This is a genomic window from Psychromonas sp. (assembly GCF_041586535.1).
Taxonomy (GTDB): Bacteria; Pseudomonadota; Gammaproteobacteria; order Enterobacterales; family Psychromonadaceae; genus Psychromonas.
The window spans coordinates 1-16,874 of record NZ_JBFGZY010000024.1 but is presented as its reverse complement, the minus strand read 5'-3'; the positions used below and the strand labels follow the sequence as shown (position 1 = coordinate 16,874).

Here is a 16,874-nt window from a genome sequence, read left to right as displayed (position 1 = left end):
AAAGGATATTATTGATAGGGAAGGAGAGCGTTATTTTTACAACGACACTCAAGTTGAGACTATTTTTTTTAATCCTGATTATCACTCTACCGGGTGTTTTAATACTCCACGGGCAATTTTGGGATAATAAAAATGCAGCTATTGTGGACAGCGAAGAACGATCAGCAACAGTAATTAAACAGTTAATCTCATTGCAGCAACTGCAGATAACACAAAGTGGCCACTTTCTGCAGGAACTGGCAAAAATGTCCCCATTACAATCCGGCGATCATCAACTCTGCAGTGATTTTTTAGCCACGATGTTAAAACTTATTCCTGCCTTTTCAAATTTAACTATGCGTAACCTTGATGGCGAACTTTTATGCAATGCCAAACCTTCAGATCAACAGATCGATCAAAAAGACGGTATTTACTTCCAGCAAACTTTATTGCAAAAAAGAGTTACCTTAAGTGGCATACAGGATCAACCTATAAGCAAAAACCTGTCGCTGAATTTTGCCTACCCTGTATATAAAACCGGTAGCCTGGATGTGATCGGTGCAATAGTTGCGGATATCTCTTTACAATGGTGGAAGGAAGCTTTAGAAAGCCTCTCGTTGCCGGAGGATGCACAAGTTTATATTAGTGATGCTAACGACAATATTATTGCCAGCCATCCCGACAACCCGGATCATTTAGGAAAAAAAAGGCCGCCTATAGTAATGATCGACTCCGCATCGCAACGCAATGCCTGGTTTGATTTTTCATTCCAGCCCAGCAGCGTAGAGCATAGTATTTCATTTGCAGGAGGTGAAAATCATGCGCTCAACATAAGTGTAGAATATCCCATTAGCGAGGCATGGCAGCATTCCAATCAAACCCTGTACAACCGTACATTATTGTTTATTGCATTCAACCTGCTGGTTTTATTATTGGTCCTAAATCACCTTAAAATAACCGTATTAGCCCCCCTGCAGCAACTGACCAAAGCAACAAATAATTTGCTCAAAGGTAAATTAAGCAACAATATAAAAAATACTAACATCAGAGAATTAAAAATATTACAGCAGAGATTTCAGCGTATGGCACGGATTCGTCTGCAAAGTGAAAATAATGCCATTAAACATAACGATGAACTGCAATCACTATTAAACTCCCTGCCTGATACTTACCTGAAAGTATCCTATACAGGTAATATTCTCAGCTATAAAAAACTCGATGCGTTTATGCCGCTTCCGCAACATCAGGATATTAATATCAAAACTGTACTACCTGACGATATTGCTAATCAATTAATACAGGCAATGCACTCCCAGGATTCCACACAGAATTTGATCTGGGAATTTTGTGTTACACGCAAAGAGCAACAATATAATTACGAAATGCGCTGTACGGCTTTGAGCAATGAAATGTCCTTTATCGCTATATTAAGAGATATCACTCAACGTAAAAGCAATGAAGAAGCCACGCAACTCGCAGCCTCTGTATATCGCAACAGCAGCGAAGGTATGGCAATAACTGATGCAGACGGTATTATTTTAGATATTAACCCCGCATTCAGCCGGCTCACACAATACACGCAGGAGGAGATACTTGGGCAAAGTTTTTCAAAATTAAGCTCAGGCAAGCACAGCAAAAGCTTTTATAAAGAGATGTGGGAACAGATTACAACCACCGGGCGTTGGCAGGGAGAAATAGAAAACCGACGCAAAAATGGTGAATTATTCATAGAACTGTTAACCATAGACACTATCTACAATGAAGATCAGCGCGTGCATCGCTACGTCGCCATTTTTACGGATATTACCGCCAGCAAAGCAGCAGAAAAACTTATTTGGAAGCAGGCTAATTTTGATCATCTGACCAACTTGCCGAATAGGGTCATGCTGAAAAATACCATCGAAAAAGAAATGGCACGCTCACAGCGACGTGGCAGTATGATGGCTATGCTGCTGCTTGATCTGGATCGCTTTAAAGATGTTAACGATACCTTAGGCCATGCCATAGGTGATCAATTATTAATTGAAGTCGCAAGGCGACTGACATTTACGGTCCGAAAGGTAGATACCGTTGCGCGACTGGGAGGCGATGAATTTGTCGTCCTGCTAAGCGATATCAAGGATCTCTCTGATATAAATATTATCGCTACAAATATACTTCAATCGTTAGCACAGGTTTATCATTTCGGCGAGAACACCGTTCATATAAGCGCCTGTATCGGGATTTCTTTATATCCTAATGATAACGATTGTATTGAAGATCTATTAAAATCAGCGGATCAGGCAATGTATACCGGCAAAGCACGCGGCCGTAACCGTTTTTATTTTTTCACTCCGGAAATGCAACATGCGATTACCCTTCGAGCGGAATTGATAAGAAGCCTGCGCAAGGCCATCGAAAGAGAGCAATTTACACTTTATTACCAGCCGATTGTTGATTTACAAACTGGTAGGATTAATAAAGCGGAAGCCCTGATCCGCTGGTTGCATCCTGAACGGGGTACCATCAACCCGGTTGACTTTATTCCCCTTGCTGAAGAGACCAGATTAATCAACCCGTTGGGAAAATGGATATTTGCAACCGCATTAGAACAAGTGAAATTAATCAGACAAACAATCAATAACGCTTTTCAAATAACCATTAATATCTCACCAATACAGTTTTCTTGTAAAGAAAGCGGTATTGAAAGCTGGTCTGAGCAGTTACTGCAGGCGGATGTATGCGGCTCTGCATTAGTGACAGAAATAACCGAAGGTTTGATAATGGATCCCGGAAAACGTACGCAAAATCTGCTATCGGCGTTAAAAAAGATCGGGATGCAATTAGCGCTTGATGATTTTGGTACGGGCTATTCTTCTTTATCTTATCTACATGAGCTTGATAGCGACTATTTAAAAATCGATCAGAAATTTGTCAAGACTATAAAACCAGGCAATGACGCCCTGACTATGTGTGAAGCGATAATTGTTATGGCGCATAGGCTGGGCTTAAAGGTTATCGCGGAAGGGATTGAGACAGAATCACAAAAAGCGCTATTGATGACAGCGGGGTGTGATTTTGGACAGGGCTATCTGTTTTCACACCCCTTAAGCGGCGAACAACTGGTCGCCCTGTTGGCTAGCCCCTCCCCTTAACATAGACACTTCCCCCCCCATCAATCTGATAGCTTAGTGATGTTATTGCTGTCGTTATTTCCTGGCACTAAACATAGGTTTATCGGTTCTATCTTTATCTGACCAGAAATTAATATTAAACTGCGCATCTTCACTGAGCTCAATGCGGTGCCAATATTGTGGCGGACTGGTGGCAAACTGTCCGGCATTGATTACCACTTTCACTTCCGGCTCAGTTGCCTCAGCATCAGCAAAACCATAATAAATAACCGTACCTTCCATGACAGCTAACTGGCCAAATACCCCTTCTGCAGTATTATGGTGTGAAAGTAATGCTGCAGGGACATTCTCCTTGGTAAAAAAAGGGGTTGAGCGTTGGATTGACCAGTTAGCTGGAATACGTAAATGACTCATAAATAACTCCTCAAATTAGGGCAGCCTACAAGCTTGCCCCTTGTAATATAAATAATTAAAACGATACTTTCATTGTCGATGACCTCGCCGTAAGCAAACCGGGCTGAGGTTAAAGAGTAAATTTTACCAATAATTCTCTGAACTAAACTGCCCTGACTTTCTTCGTAAATGCCTACGATATCCCAGTTGAGTTAACACCTTACAGGTATCCTGGACCATGTCTGGATTGCCGCATAAATAGAAAAAACTGTTTTCCCGGGTTAACTTCACCTTTACTTTTTTCACTAACTCCCCTGATGCCAATAATGTCGGTATTCTGCCCGTTAAAATATCCGCACACCGCTCCCTTGATACAATCGGAATATAATACAGCTTACCCTGATAACGCGCGATTAACTCCTTTATTTTGGATTGATAAACTAATTCAGCTTCTGTTCTGACCGCATGAACCAACACAATATTTTCGAATCTTGATTGTGTCTGCTGTTCATCTAGTATCGCCAGGAACGGTCCAATCGCCGTTCCCGTTGATAATAACCATAAGTCCTTCATTCCCTGTGGAATTTCATCCAGGGTCATAAAACCGCTTGCCTCCCTACCGACATAAATACAGTCATCTTTTATCAATGCATCCAAGCGCGGACTTAACTGACCATCGGGAGCAGTAATAAGCAGAAACTCCATCTCCTGGTGGCCCTTTTTATGGTTCGGGCTATTGACCAATGAATAAGCTCTGCGTATCCATTCTCCCGACGAGGTCTGCACTGCCAATTTGGTAAATTGACCTGCAATATAAGCACTTATCGGCGCTTTCACTCTCAGACTGAAGACACTATCAGTCCAATCGATACGATCTATCACAGTCCCTTGGACCAAACCATGTGGTAATACGGCCATAACATCCCCCTTTCTATAAAACGGGTAATTCCCTAAGCATCGGAAACGCCCTGCTCATATGCTGCTCAGTAACAATAAAACCTATTAAGTTTTTTTCACCGTCGTAAGCTTTCACCGAGCATCCCTGCGCATCAATATCCACTTGCCAGCTGTCAACGCCAATAACCGTCTGACCTGCCATCTGCATCGGCAGTCTTGGTGTTTTAACTTTCACCAGCATTGCCGGTAGCTTCAGTGTTGTCTGCTCTGCCAACAGCGTTTTTGCCAGCGCATTGGCACTGAGCATAATAGGTTGCAGATAGGCCATCACTTTGCCGTTAATTTCAGCGCAGTCTCCTAAAGCATAAACATTTTCATCGCTGGTTTGCAGTTGTCGATTAACCACTATGCCTTTATTAATCTCCAGTCCGGCCTGTTCGGCCAGAGATGTATTGGGCCTCAGTCCAGCTGCCGAAATAACCGCATCTACCTGGTATTCTTTGCCTGAGCTTAATGTCAGGTTGATCCCCTGTGCTGATTGATTCAAAGCGTCAACCGTATCACCCAGTGCTAATATACAACCCGATGCGGTTAAACTTTTTTGTAACTGCGTGGCAATCACCTCCGGTAACATTGATGCCATAAGCGAGCTACAGGGATCTGCAATAATCACCTTTTTACCACAGCTGTCTAAATCCATTGCCAATTCAGTACCAATCAGGCCGCCACCAATAACCAGTACAGATTCAGCCTGCTGTACTTTCACTTGTGCTGTTTCGAACTCCTGCAGGCTATTCAGCGTGACGACCTGATCCAGCGCATCACCCGACATCTTCGGGATAATGGCCTTTGCTCCGGTCGCCAGGACCAGCTTAGAATAATGTAGCTGTTCACCATTTACGGTAATACTTTTCTGCTTAAGGTTAATCGCCGATACCGAGGTAAAGGCATGCAGCACTATCTGATATTCCTGCGCAAATGCTTCCCCGGTCATTCTGATCAGTTGAGCAGAAGACTGCTGCCTGGAAAAAACATGGCTGAGATCCGGTTTGTTATAATCATGGCCACCATCCTGAGTGAAAACATGGATCTCCTGTTCCTGATCACTGCGGCGCAGGGTTTTAATTAACTGGTAAGCGGCAAAACCACTGCCGATAATAAATATTGGCGCACTCATGATGCCTGCTCCGCTTTAATCGGGGCAAAAACGTCTTTACCTAACCCGCATTCAGGACAAAGAAAATACTCAGGCACAGCTGCCCATGCCGTATTAGGCTCTACTCCTTGATTAGGCTCCCCCACAGCGGGCTCGTAAACCCAGTTACACACAGTACATAACATGTTTTGCTGATCATCGCCCGTTCCGCCCTGCTTATTGTCAGCTGCGACTATGGTATCCACTTGTGCTTCAGGTGCTGCTGTCTGATTCGTTTCAGCACTAACGATCTCCCTTGCAGCGGGTTGAGCCGGTAAGGTTTTTACCACTAAAGGTTCAATATTATCGATCGGGTGTAATGCCCAGCTTTTAGCAATAATCCGGCCATGTTCACGGCATTCACGCATCGCTTTGCCATCAGGTCGCCATTTGGTTTTCAAAGAAAGTGCTGTTTGGAAACCGGCATCCATTAAACGTGTCTGAATACGGTCAACAGCACCGCCATTCCAGCCAAAACTACCAAAGGCAGCTGCTTTTTTATTTCTGAAACGCAGACCGCTAATCTCTTCCAGCATCCCCGCGACCTTCGGCATCATCACGTTATTCATGGTTGAAGAGCCGACCAGTATTCCTTTAGAACGGAAGGTGCTGGTCAGTATGTCATTTTTATCATGACGCGAGACATTAAACACTTTCACCGCTACCGCAGGGTCAACATCATGAATCCCCTGTGCAATGGCATCAGCCATCATACGGGTATTATTAGACATCGAATCGTAGAAAATAGTAATACGATCTTCCTGATAAGCATCCGCCCACTCTAAATATTTATGAATAATCTGAGTAGGATTATCACGCCAGACAATACCGTGTGAAGTTGCAATCATATCAACCAGAACATTAAAGCTAAGTACCTCTTTGATTTTTGCTGTCACCAGAGGGCTGAATGGCGTCAAGATGTTTGCGTAATAACGCTGACACTGTTCCATCAGTTCATTTTGATCCACTTCATCATTAAATAAGTGCTCATCACAATAATGCTGACCAAATGCATCATTACTGAATAATACCGCATCACCCGTGATGTAAGTCATCATACTGTCAGGCCAGTGCAGCATCGGCGCTTCAATGAAAATAAGCTGTTTGCCATTACCGATCTCTAAACTGTCACCGGTTTTTACTGTCTGGAAATTCCATTCCGGGTGGTGGTGGTGGCCAACAATTGAATCAACCGCATTTTCCGTACAATAGATTGGCGTATTGGGTATTTTAGCCATTAACGCCGTTAACGCACCGGAATGATCTTCTTCCGCATGGTTCATTACGATATAATCAATTTCGTTAAGATCAATTTCCATTTCTAAATTTTGTAGAAACTGATGGCTGAAACGATGATCCACGGTATCCACTAATACGGTTTTTTCTTCTCTGATCAAATAGCTGTTATAACTGGTTCCTCTGGTCATTTTATACTCAGTGCCATGAAAGTCCTGAACTTCCCAGTCGCGTTGGCCTACCCAGTGAATATTGTTTTTAACGTGAATTGTCATGGTATTACCTTCTTTTAAATAAAAATATAATTTGCTTTACCCGTTATAATGCACTTAGCGTGCCAAGATTTTAACTTGTTGTTATTTAAAACATTTTAATAAAACCACCATTTTAAATTGTCATATTGACAACCCTTCTGTATAGTCACTTTAACAACCAAGATGTCAATAAGACTATATTCACAAGCAGATATTTTAATAGAGAAAAAAATGAAAAATGCCCACGAAGAACTGACCCTGCTTGCACTTGATCTCACTTTAGGTGTATCCAGCCAGGAACGTTTTCAACGTTTATTAATAACAATTCGTAAATTGTTCAAATGCGATGCTTCCGCGCTTTTGGCTTTTACAGAGCAGCAGTTTTCTCCATTGGCAATTGATGGTCTGGCCGAGGAGGTACTGGGCCGCAGGTTCAGTATTGAAGATCATCCGCGTCTGGAAGCAATCGCAAGAGCGGGTGATATTGTGCGTTTTCCGGCAGACAGCCACCTCGCCGATCCCTATGACGGTCTGATCCCCAATCATGAAGGGGAACTGCAGGTGCACTCCTGTATCGGCTTGCCGCTGTTAGCTAATGATCGCTTAATCGGGGCGTTAACCATTGATGCTTTTGATCCCACCGCTTTTGATTCTTTCTCTAATAAAGAGCTGCGTATTATCAATGCGTTAGCGGCGGCTAGTTTGTATACCTCCCTGCTGATTCAGAAAATAGAAAACCAGGTTGATATGATACCGCAATCGCAACTGCTGAATAATTCTGATAAGAACAATAACGTTGAAATGATTGGTAATTCTACTGCGATGGCCGAAGTCCATGAACAAATTAAAGCGGTTGCTAATACCGATCTCTCGGTACTTATCACCGGAGAAACGGGTGTTGGTAAAGAGTTAGTGGCGGCCTCCATTCATGCGCAATCATCGCGCAATAAGGAAACTCTGGTTTACCTGAACTGTGCGGCATTACCTGAAACAGTGGCTGAAAGTGAGCTGTTCGGTCATGTAAAAGGTGCCTTCACCGGCGCAATCAGTCATCGTCAGGGAAAATTTGAACTGGCCGATAATGGCACTCTGTTTCTCGATGAGGTCGGTGAATTACCGTTGTCCCTGCAGGCTAAATTACTGCGTGTATTACAATACGGAGATCTGCAGCGAGTCGGTGATGACCGAAGCCTTAAGGTTAATACCCGGATTGTGGCGGCCACCAACCGAGCATTACATGAAGAGGTGAAAAGCGGTCGCTTTAGAGCCGATCTTTATCACCGCCTCAGTGTTTTCCCTATCCATATCCCTCCCTTAAGGGAACGTGATAAAGATGTTATCTTACTGGCTGGTTTTTTTGCTGAAAAGTCCAAAAATAAACTTGCTGTTGCCACTATCAGTATCAGTCAGGAAGCTATCAACCTTTTTCTGAGTTACACCTGGCCGGGTAATATTCGTGAATTAGAGCATGCTATCAACCGGGCTGCGGTTATCGCAAAATCACAATCAACAAGTGCCTATATCGTTTTGCAACCGGAGCATTTTAATATCAGTGAACAGCAGAACAAAACAACGGTGCAGCACCATACAGGGAGCTCTGCGACCAATTTACAGCTCAACTCAGGCCTGAGTTTACGTGAAGCGACAGACGCCCTGCAAACCACCATGCTTAAACAAGCCTATCAGGAGAATAATCACAACTGGGCCGCAGCGGCAAGGCAGTTAAAAATCGATACGGGTAACCTGCATCGTTTAGCGAAAAGACTAAATTTGAAATAACAGTATCATATTTATATCCCCATGATACTTCAAGATGCAAAGTCAGCAAGGCAAATTGTACCAATCTGCGTTGCAACAATCGAAAAGGGAATAACCATTACCTCATGCTGCGCCTTGATCTGGTCTCCGAGCTCGTGCCTGACAAAGCATTTTGAAGTAACATGGGTATAGACCTGGCAATTGGAGATTAAGCTGCAACTTAACAGCCACCTGCCAGAATAATACCAGAGCACCATATAGTTTAAAAAACGAACGCCAGAGCTGAGTGGTCGCGTTGCAACCGCAAAGGTCTGGTTAAGTTGACCGTATTCTCATGTGCACTAAAGCAAAGCTTTTTATCCTTTCTATACTTTTATCGATGCGCTATAGTTTGTAATAATTTGATAATCGGCTATCGTGTTCATCGCCCTGGATATAGGTGTTGGGAACTGTTTAGGGAAAACTATTTCCAATAGTGAAATATTAGGGCGTTATTGAGATGGAAAGAAAACTAACCTTCCCGCATCGGCTGATACTACTGCGCGGTATCAACTCTAAGGGAAATAAATCATCAATTGGGATGCAAAGCATAGCGTCAATAAAACTATTTCCGCCGAACATAGATCTCTTCTTTCGAGGCTTCATTCTTCTCATACTCTTCTGGATTCCAGCTTCGTTTGCTGAACAGTCAGCGCCGCAAAACATTGTCAATGTACAGTTGCGCTGGCATCATCAATTCCAATTTGCCGGCTACTACGCTGCGTTGGAAAAGGGCTTTTATAAGGACGAAGGAATTGAGGTGCGAATTCGCAGCGGCGATCCGGATCATCAACCAGTAAGAGAAGTGTTGTCGGGCCGTGCCCAATACGCAGAGGGTAATAGTGAAGTCCTGTTTCAGCGCTTACAGGGCAAACCGCTGGTTGCCCTTGCAGCCATATTTCAACACTCCCCATCTGTGCTGCTGACGCTGCAGAGCTCAGAAATCCGCTCTGTGCATGATCTCGTTGGGAAAAAAGTCATGCTGGCTAACACGAATGAAGATGCTGACTTCTTAACCATGATCATTAATGAAGGGATTTCGCTTTCACAGATTAATATTATTCCCAGCAGCTATCAGCTCGAGGATCTGATTTCCGGCAAAGTCGATGCATTTAACGCATACTCCACCAACGAACCATATTTTCTGAAAAAAAATAATATCCCGTACCGGGTTCTTGATCCGGTAACTTACCGTGTTGATTTCTACAGTGACATTTTCTTTACATCCGAGGAGGAACTACGCGATCACCCAAAGCGTGTCGCGGCAATGCTGCGTGCTACGCTGAAGGGCTGGCGCTATGCAATGGATCATCCGGAAGAGATAATCGAGCTTCTGAAAACTAAATATCAAGTCAGCAAGACACGAGAACACCTTCGCTTTGAAGCTGATCAGATGCGCAAACTGATATTTCCCGACCTGATTCAAATCGGTCATATGAATCCGGAGCGCTGGCAGCATATGGCAGATACCTTCATAAAAGCGGATCTGATCAGCACTGACGTTCATCTTGACGGCTTTCTCTATGACCCCAGCCCTGGCCACCTGCCTGACTGGGTTGTACCGGCACTTATCGCCGCTTTTATATTGGTGATTTTAAGCAGCGCCATTATCTTCTATCTTCATCGTTTTAATCGCCGCATGACCCTTGCCCAAAAGACCCTGCAGGAGAGCGAAGAACGTTTCAAAGCACTGAGTGCCGCCACTTATGGTGGCATTGTCATTCATGACCAGGGACTGATCCTCGAATGTAACAATGGCTTATCAGAAATAACCGGCTTCAGTTATGCGGAACTGATCGGTATGAACGGTCTTGATCTTATCGCGCCGGAATTTATTGACACTGTCCTTAACAACATCCAAAGCGGCTATGCCGGTAGCTATGAAGTCGCCGGTGTGCGTAAGGATGGTTTGACGTTCCCGGTTACCATCAAAGGCAAGGATATTGTGTACAAGGGACGCGATGCACGGATCATAGAATTTATTGACATTACCGCGCGCAAGAAAACCGAAGAACAACTAAAACTCGCGGCAAGTGTTTTCACTCACGCGCGAGAAGGGATAATGATCACAGGGGCTTCAGGGGCTATCATTGAGGTCAACGATACCTTCACCCACATTACCGGCTATGGCCGCGAAGAAGTCCTTGGTGAGAACCCGCGCTTTCTCAAATCAGGTCAGCACAGCGAAGAATTCTACACAAAGATGTGGATATCATTGCAGGAAAATAAACATTGGAGCGGAGAAGTTTGGAATAAAAGAAAGAATGGGGAAATATTTGCCGAATTGCTGACAATTAGTGCGGTATCCGGTACTAACGGTAAAACACAAAACTACGTTGCGCTGTTCTCGGATATCACGCAGATGAAACAACATCAGCAGCAACTCGAACACATTGCCCATTATGACGTCCTTACCAATCTACCTAACCGCATCCTGCTTGCCGATCGACTGCATCAGGCAATGAGTCAAAGTAAGCGACGTAAACAATCATTGGCGGTTGTCTACCTGGATCTGGATGGCTTTAAAGCGATTAATGATAACTATGGGCATGACGTCGGTGATCAACTGCTGATCAAGCTCTCGAAGCTAATGAATGAATGTTTACGGGAAGGGGATACTCTGGCCCGTATCGGTGGTGATGAATTTGTCGCAGTGCTAGCTGATATCGAAGGTATGAGTGACTGCGAGCAGATATTGGAGCGTTTGCTGCAGTCGGCAATGCGTCCGGTTTCCATAAAAGGTAAAACGCTGCAGGTTTCAACCAGCATAGGGGTTACAGTGTACCCTCAAGATAGTGCCGATGCGGATCAACTGATACGCCATGCTGACCAGGCAATGTATATTGCCAAACAGACTGGTAAAAATCGATACCACCTGTTTGATATCCATCAAGACAAGTCCATAAAAACCCAACGCGAAACGGCCGAACATATCAAGCAGGGACTTGAGCAACAGCAGTTCGTCCTACATCACCAACCCAAAGTAAACATGAAGACCGGTATCGTGATTGGTACCGAAGCATTGATCCGCTGGCATCATCCCGAACGTGGTTTATTATATCCTGATGACTTTCTTCCCATTATTAATAACCACCCGATAAGTGTAAAGCTTGGAGAGTGGGTGATCGACAGTGCACTGGATCAGATAGTCGAATGGCAATCAAGCGGATTGGATATTTCTGTTAGCGTAAATATCGATGCTTTTCAGTTACAGCAGAGCGACTTCGTTGATAAATTGACAACGGCCCTGGCAAATCGGCCAATGATAAAACCTTGTTCGTTGCAGCTTGAGATACTGGAAACCAGTGCATTAGGAGATATGGCTGAGGTTGTACCTATAATGAAAGCATGTATCGATATTGGGGTTAGCTTTGCTATTGATGATTTTGGCACCGGATTTTCTTCACTGACTTATCTCAGACGTTTATCGGCAGAACAAGTGAAAATCGATCAGAGTTTCGTTAGAGATATGCTCGAGGACCCCGATGATCGGGCCATTGTAATGGGGGTAATAAGTTTGGCCTCTGCTTTTAATCATCAGGTGATTGCCGAGGGGGTGGAGAGCATTGAGCATGGGGCACAATTACTATCGATGGGCTGTGTCCTTGCACAGGGATACGGTATCGCAAGACCTATGCCAGCCGAAGAGCTAGCCGCATGGGTGTCCCATTGGAAGCCGGACGCCACCTGGATAGAATGAAATAATACCAACCTGATTAATTAAATGATCTGTTTAGGCGTAAGGAAAAATGGATGAAAGCAAGGCATTGATTGCAGTAACTACTTGTTCTAATTATACAAAATCGCATGGAACGATTTTGAACAGCTTTAGCTGGCCACAAGGTGGTGAAGAACAGGATGTTCTGAATCAAATCAATAACAAAGACTAAAACGTAGTTTTATGTCTAGCTAGCATTTATTTTAACAAGCATAAATGAATAGATAATTATCGGATTTGGTATAACTAGAGCACCATATAGTTACTATATCTTGAAAAGAAGTATCATTCATATGAAGTTTGATTTTGCGCAGGCACAGAAGATGAGGTATTGGAAGTTAATCCACAAATTCCCGAGTTTGCTAATAGAAGGATGTAACAAAAGTTAGTTAACCTCAACTCTGGATAATGAAAGCGTCATTGCTTTTAATATCATAATGTTAACCTTTTATATAATACAGTGCCGTTAGTTTCGTGTAGTTCAAGGCGAATCATCGTAGCAATAGCCGGATATTGGTAGATGATTTAACGCAGAAATACGCGGAAATAGCGGTATTGTATCGATTTGCTTATCCAGAGCTGAGGTTAGTTACTAAGTTTGCGGATAAGCCCAATTGGATATAAATCAAATCAGTCACTGTTCTCCAACTTCTTCGCCCCTCATCTGCACAATAGAGCTGTGTCTGATTTGTTGAACGCTATGGAAAAAGGGGCTGAAGATTCATTTTTGATAGAGGCTGATTATTGGGTTCAAGATTAAGTGACACTGTAAGGCATCTACCGCATTAGACTATTTAATTTGTAACTCACTCACAATTAACAGAATTTTATTCCAATATTCAGATGCAAATTTACCTGGTGTATAAGGTAAATCCAACTTATCAAAAAACGCCTGAGCATCACGCATTGTCACCGCTATTTTACCCGTACCGCCACAGATATCACAGTCTTGACTCATTTCTTGCCCCTGAATGGTCAAGCAGTGGGGGCAATGGTTATTTTTTAGCGACTGCTCTTCTGCATAGTTATCTAACGCCATATCCACTGCTGCAATCCGATTAACCAGGGCCGCTTTTAAATGATGATTTCCTGCTTCACGCAGCTCAAAAATCTTTAAATCATGTTTCATTTTCGTCAAATTAGCTTTACTTTTATTCGCTTCCGTGCCGAAACGTTTATACAGTGATTTAATGTATTTTCGTTGCGTCAGGAGCGGCTGATCCAGCAAAATAGAGGCAATAATAATGGTGGCAATGGTACGAATATCTTCATTTTCAATCAATGCATCACAACAACGTTGATAAATCACCTTATGCAATATAAATTCCGCTTCATTATCACCAATATACTTAGATTTAACGATTAACAGTTCTATTTGCTCAGCAGACATCGGCAGCAATTCGATGTTCTTCATGCTAATGTTTTCCATGCCCATGTTTTCCATGCCCATGTTTCCCATGCTCATGCTTCCCATACTATTCATACCCGTGCTCCATTGATATTTAACCGCTTTAAAAAAGCGTAACAGTGATCCATATTAAGGCTTGAACCTTTTTATAACTATTTGTTGCTTATACATAATCCAATAAAGATAATGTTAGTTACAACATTACTCTCCTTTATTAAACAAATCTGTTGGCTTATTGTTTAAATTTGTAACAACTTGTAACTATGGAAAATAGCGGGAGCGGTTTTAGATATTTATGCCCGTCAGTATTTGCAGCTGACGAGGTGAAGGTTAGCAAAATAAGGGGGGAGGAAAGCGGCACGGATAAGTTAAAATCAAAACCGCTTTTTATACCCATGTTACTTCAAAATGCTTTAGCTCGGAGACCAGATTAAGGCGCAACATGAGGTAATGGTATTCCCTTTTCGATTGTTACAACGCAGAGCTGGTTTTCGAGCCCGCGCTCCGTAGGGCAAGGTAACTTGTACCAATCTGCGTTGTTATAAAATCTCTATGTATACCCATGTTACTTCAAAATGCTTTGTCAGGCACAAGCTTGGAAATCAGAGCAAGGCGCAACATGAGGTAATGGTTACTCCCTTTTCGATTGCTGCAACGCAGCACTGGTTTTCGAGCTCGCGCTCCGTAGGGCAAGGTAACTTGTACCAATCTGCGTTGTTATAAAATCTCTCTGTAGAATAACTATACTTCAATTTTATGCTTGGCATCTCGGCACGATTTGCCTTGCTGACTTTGCATCTTGAAGTATCATGGGTATATTCATTTTAAACCTGCCAACGAATCGTAAACCGGCAACCGCCAAGAGGAGAGGTTGTAATGGCAACGGAACCATGATGTGCGTCAACCATCCGTTTGACGATCGCCAACCCCAATCCGTAGCCTCCAGACTCACGGTTTCGGCTGGAATCGAGGCGTGCAAAAGGTTCGAAAACCCGTTCCCGATCGGCATCGGGGATGCCCGGGCCATCGTCATCAACATGGAGAAGATACACCTTATCCCGCTGTTCTAAGGTCACAAAAACCTGACCATTTCCATACTTTGCCGCGTTATGTACCAGATTACTCACCACCCGCCGTAAATATTTAGGCTCAAAATAGGCTTGTGCGTTTGGCTCAATCTGAAAATCATGCTGCAGATGCGCTGAAACTTCCGTTGCCAGATCTGCCAAAACATTCTCAAGCCAGGGAGCTATAGCCAGGCTCTGCATCTGCAGATCCGAAACGTTGCGATCAAAACGGGCATAAGTCAGTAATTCGCTTACCAGATCCTCCAACTCATCAATGTCCTGTTGAACTCCGGTTAGATAACTGTCCTCCTCCGTCTGTGAGGGCGAAGATTGCATCATTTCCACACCGAATCGAAGCCGTGCAATGGGGGTGCGGAGTTCGTGAGAGACCGCATTAATCAGCTCCTTTTGCAAAGCAATCCCTTTAAGCGTAAAGCTGATAACCCAAATTGCGATAATAAAACTGAAAGCAACTAAAACCGATGTGACGATAATCATTAAGCAGGTTCTTTGTTCGAAAATATTATTAGTCGCTTCTGTCAAGCCATTTTGTATCAATAATAAATCACTCTCATAAGCGCCAGTGGCAATGATCCAGCCCCACTCCGGGAAGATGTTTCGCGCAAAAGTCATTTTATTTTCTAATATATCGGTGGTTGGATTGAAATACCTAACTTCCACAAAAGCTTCTGATCTATTTTTTAGACTGGCCGCAACTTTTATGGTGCTGGCAACCTTAGTGCCGACCAGTTCAGTTTTCGGGTGCGCAAGAATAGTTCCCTCTTGATCTTGTATCCAAAAATAACCATTTTGCCCATACCTGCCGGTGCTGATAGCGTGGAAGACTTTCTCGATATTGCTCTGCTGTAGGGTACTGAAATACTCACCTGAGGCAATAACCAGATTTAACGGTTTGAAGTAAAAAGAAGCGGTTAGCTTGTCTTCATTTTTATGGGTGACAGGGTTTAAAAAAGAATATTGACTAAAACCGATACTATTGTTTTTGGCTGCCTCGACAACCGCCCGTATAAAATAGTACCCGCTATCATCTTTTTTATCGTAACCGTTTTTACCAACCAGATCTAAATTACTGCCGTACGCTTTACTGATCCACGTATCGGGATCATAAGCAAAAAAATATCGGCCATTATTCCAGCGGTGTTGATTAAGAAAAGCATAGATGCTGATTATCGCAGCTTCCTCTGAGTCGCTTTGTTGATAAATCTTTTCTATGGTTGTTCTGAAAGTGGTCATCTCCACCAACAGCGCTTTCTTGATATTATCGAACTTAGACTCCTCATAATAATCATTAATAGAGCGAGTGACGGTATCTACTTGCCCCTTTAGAACGTCATGGAGCAGCGCAGTCACCTTTATCTCAACATTGCTATGTTCGGCTGCGAGCACTGCGCTTTGTGTATTTATTAGCGAGGCAATAAAAACTACGCCTATTAATAACAGTGGCATGCACAAGGCAACGATAAGCTTCGTTTTTATCGTAAATTTCATTTGTTTAACCTTTGGATTTTGGAGAATTATTGCAACTATTTATTAAGGCCGGTTGACCTGTTACGCGCATTTTTGCAGAAATTTGTTCGAGCTTTATATACCCATGATACTTCAAGATGCAAAGTCAGCAAGGTCAATTGTGCCGAGATGCCAGGCATAAAATTGAATTATTCTACAGAGATATTTTATAACAAAGCAGATTGGTGCAATTTCCCTTGCCCTACGGGGCGCGAGCTCGAAAACCAGTGCTGCGTTGCACCAATCGAAAAGGGAGTAACCATTACCTCATGTTGCGCCTTGCTCTGATT

The 16,874-nt window shown here is 43.3% G+C and carries 10 protein-coding genes; 4 read left to right on the top strand and 6 right to left on the bottom strand.

Features of this window, described 5'->3' with window-relative positions; all coding sequences use genetic code 11:
• Positions 1 to 53: 53 nt before the first annotated feature.
• Positions 54 to 3,113: an EAL domain-containing protein gene (locus ABZA00_RS04480; protein WP_372880941.1), complete on the top strand. Its 3,060-nt coding sequence runs from the start codon at positions 54 to 56 to the stop codon at positions 3,111 to 3,113.
• Between the two features lie 54 nt (positions 3,114 to 3,167).
• Here ABZA00_RS04480 and ABZA00_RS04475 read toward each other — a convergent pair whose 3' ends face one another.
• The 4 genes from ABZA00_RS04475 to norV all read right to left on the bottom strand — a co-directional run bounded on the left by ABZA00_RS04475 (position 3,168) and on the right by norV (position 7,088).
• Positions 3,168 to 3,506 (bottom strand): DUF1971 domain-containing protein, encoded by a 339-nt coding sequence (locus tag ABZA00_RS04475; RefSeq protein ID WP_372880940.1) that lies wholly within the window; start codon positions 3,504 to 3,506, stop codon positions 3,168 to 3,170.
• 123 nt (positions 3,507 to 3,629) lie between these two features.
• Positions 3,630 to 4,403 (bottom strand): ferredoxin--NADP reductase, encoded by a 774-nt coding sequence (locus ABZA00_RS04470; protein WP_372880939.1) that lies wholly within the window; start codon positions 4,401 to 4,403, stop codon positions 3,630 to 3,632.
• A gap of 13 nt (positions 4,404 to 4,416) precedes the next feature.
• Positions 4,417 to 5,559 (bottom strand): NADH:flavorubredoxin reductase NorW, encoded by a 1,143-nt coding sequence (norW, locus tag ABZA00_RS04465; protein WP_372880938.1) that lies wholly within the window; start codon positions 5,557 to 5,559, stop codon positions 4,417 to 4,419.
• The gene (norV, locus tag ABZA00_RS04460; RefSeq protein WP_372880937.1) at positions 5,556 to 7,088 is read right to left on the bottom strand and encodes an anaerobic nitric oxide reductase flavorubredoxin; all 1,533 of its coding nucleotides are present in this window, start codon (positions 7,086 to 7,088) and stop codon (positions 5,556 to 5,558) included. Before norV ends, norW begins: the two co-directional genes overlap by 4 nt.
• A gap of 210 nt (positions 7,089 to 7,298) precedes the next feature.
• On the opposite strand from norV, the gene norR reads away from it, so the two are divergent.
• From norR to ABZA00_RS04445, 3 genes are all read left to right on the top strand, one after another.
• The gene (gene norR, locus ABZA00_RS04455; protein WP_372880936.1) at positions 7,299 to 8,846 is read left to right on the top strand and encodes a nitric oxide reductase transcriptional regulator NorR; all 1,548 of its coding nucleotides are present in this window, start codon (positions 7,299 to 7,301) and stop codon (positions 8,844 to 8,846) included.
• A gap of 478 nt (positions 8,847 to 9,324) precedes the next feature.
• A complete protein-coding gene (locus tag ABZA00_RS04450; RefSeq protein WP_372880935.1) occupies positions 9,325 to 12,564 on the top strand; it encodes an EAL domain-containing protein in 3,240 nt (1,079 codons plus the stop codon).
• A gap of 49 nt (positions 12,565 to 12,613) precedes the next feature.
• Complete coding sequence (locus ABZA00_RS04445) at positions 12,614 to 12,754, top strand: hypothetical protein (protein WP_372880934.1); 141 nt, start codon at positions 12,614 to 12,616, stop codon at positions 12,752 to 12,754.
• A 618-nt stretch (positions 12,755 to 13,372) separates the two neighbouring features.
• On the opposite strand, the gene ABZA00_RS04440 is transcribed toward ABZA00_RS04445, so the two are convergent.
• Complete coding sequence (locus tag ABZA00_RS04440) at positions 13,373 to 14,065, bottom strand: hypothetical protein (RefSeq protein ID WP_372880933.1); 693 nt, start codon at positions 14,063 to 14,065, stop codon at positions 13,373 to 13,375.
• A gap of 749 nt (positions 14,066 to 14,814) precedes the next feature.
• Complete coding sequence (locus tag ABZA00_RS04435; protein WP_372880932.1) at positions 14,815 to 16,566, bottom strand: cache domain-containing protein; 1,752 nt, start codon at positions 16,564 to 16,566, stop codon at positions 14,815 to 14,817.
• Between the last annotated feature and the right edge of the window lie 308 nt (positions 16,567 to 16,874).

Coding starts and splice junctions, on each gene's coding strand:
- ABZA00_RS04445 (WP_372880934.1), top strand. CDS start 12,614: ATGGATGAAAGCAAGGCATTGATTGCAGTAACTACTTGTTCTAATTAT.
- ABZA00_RS04435 (WP_372880932.1), bottom strand. CDS start 16,566: ATGAAATTTACGATAAAAACGAAGCTTATCGTTGCCTTGTGCATGCCA.
- ABZA00_RS04475 (WP_372880940.1), bottom strand. CDS start 3,506: ATGAGTCATTTACGTATTCCAGCTAACTGGTCAATCCAACGCTCAACC.
- ABZA00_RS04450 (WP_372880935.1), top strand. CDS start 9,325: ATGGAAAGAAAACTAACCTTCCCGCATCGGCTGATACTACTGCGCGGT.
- norV (WP_372880937.1), bottom strand. CDS start 7,088: ATGACAATTCACGTTAAAAACAATATTCACTGGGTAGGCCAACGCGAC.
- ABZA00_RS04440 (WP_372880933.1), bottom strand. CDS start 14,065: ATGAATAGTATGGGAAGCATGAGCATGGGAAACATGGGCATGGAAAAC.
- norW (WP_372880938.1), bottom strand. CDS start 5,559: ATGAGTGCGCCAATATTTATTATCGGCAGTGGTTTTGCCGCTTACCAG.
- ABZA00_RS04470 (WP_372880939.1), bottom strand. CDS start 4,403: ATGGCCGTATTACCACATGGTTTGGTCCAAGGGACTGTGATAGATCGT.
- norR (WP_372880936.1), top strand. CDS start 7,299: ATGAAAAATGCCCACGAAGAACTGACCCTGCTTGCACTTGATCTCACT.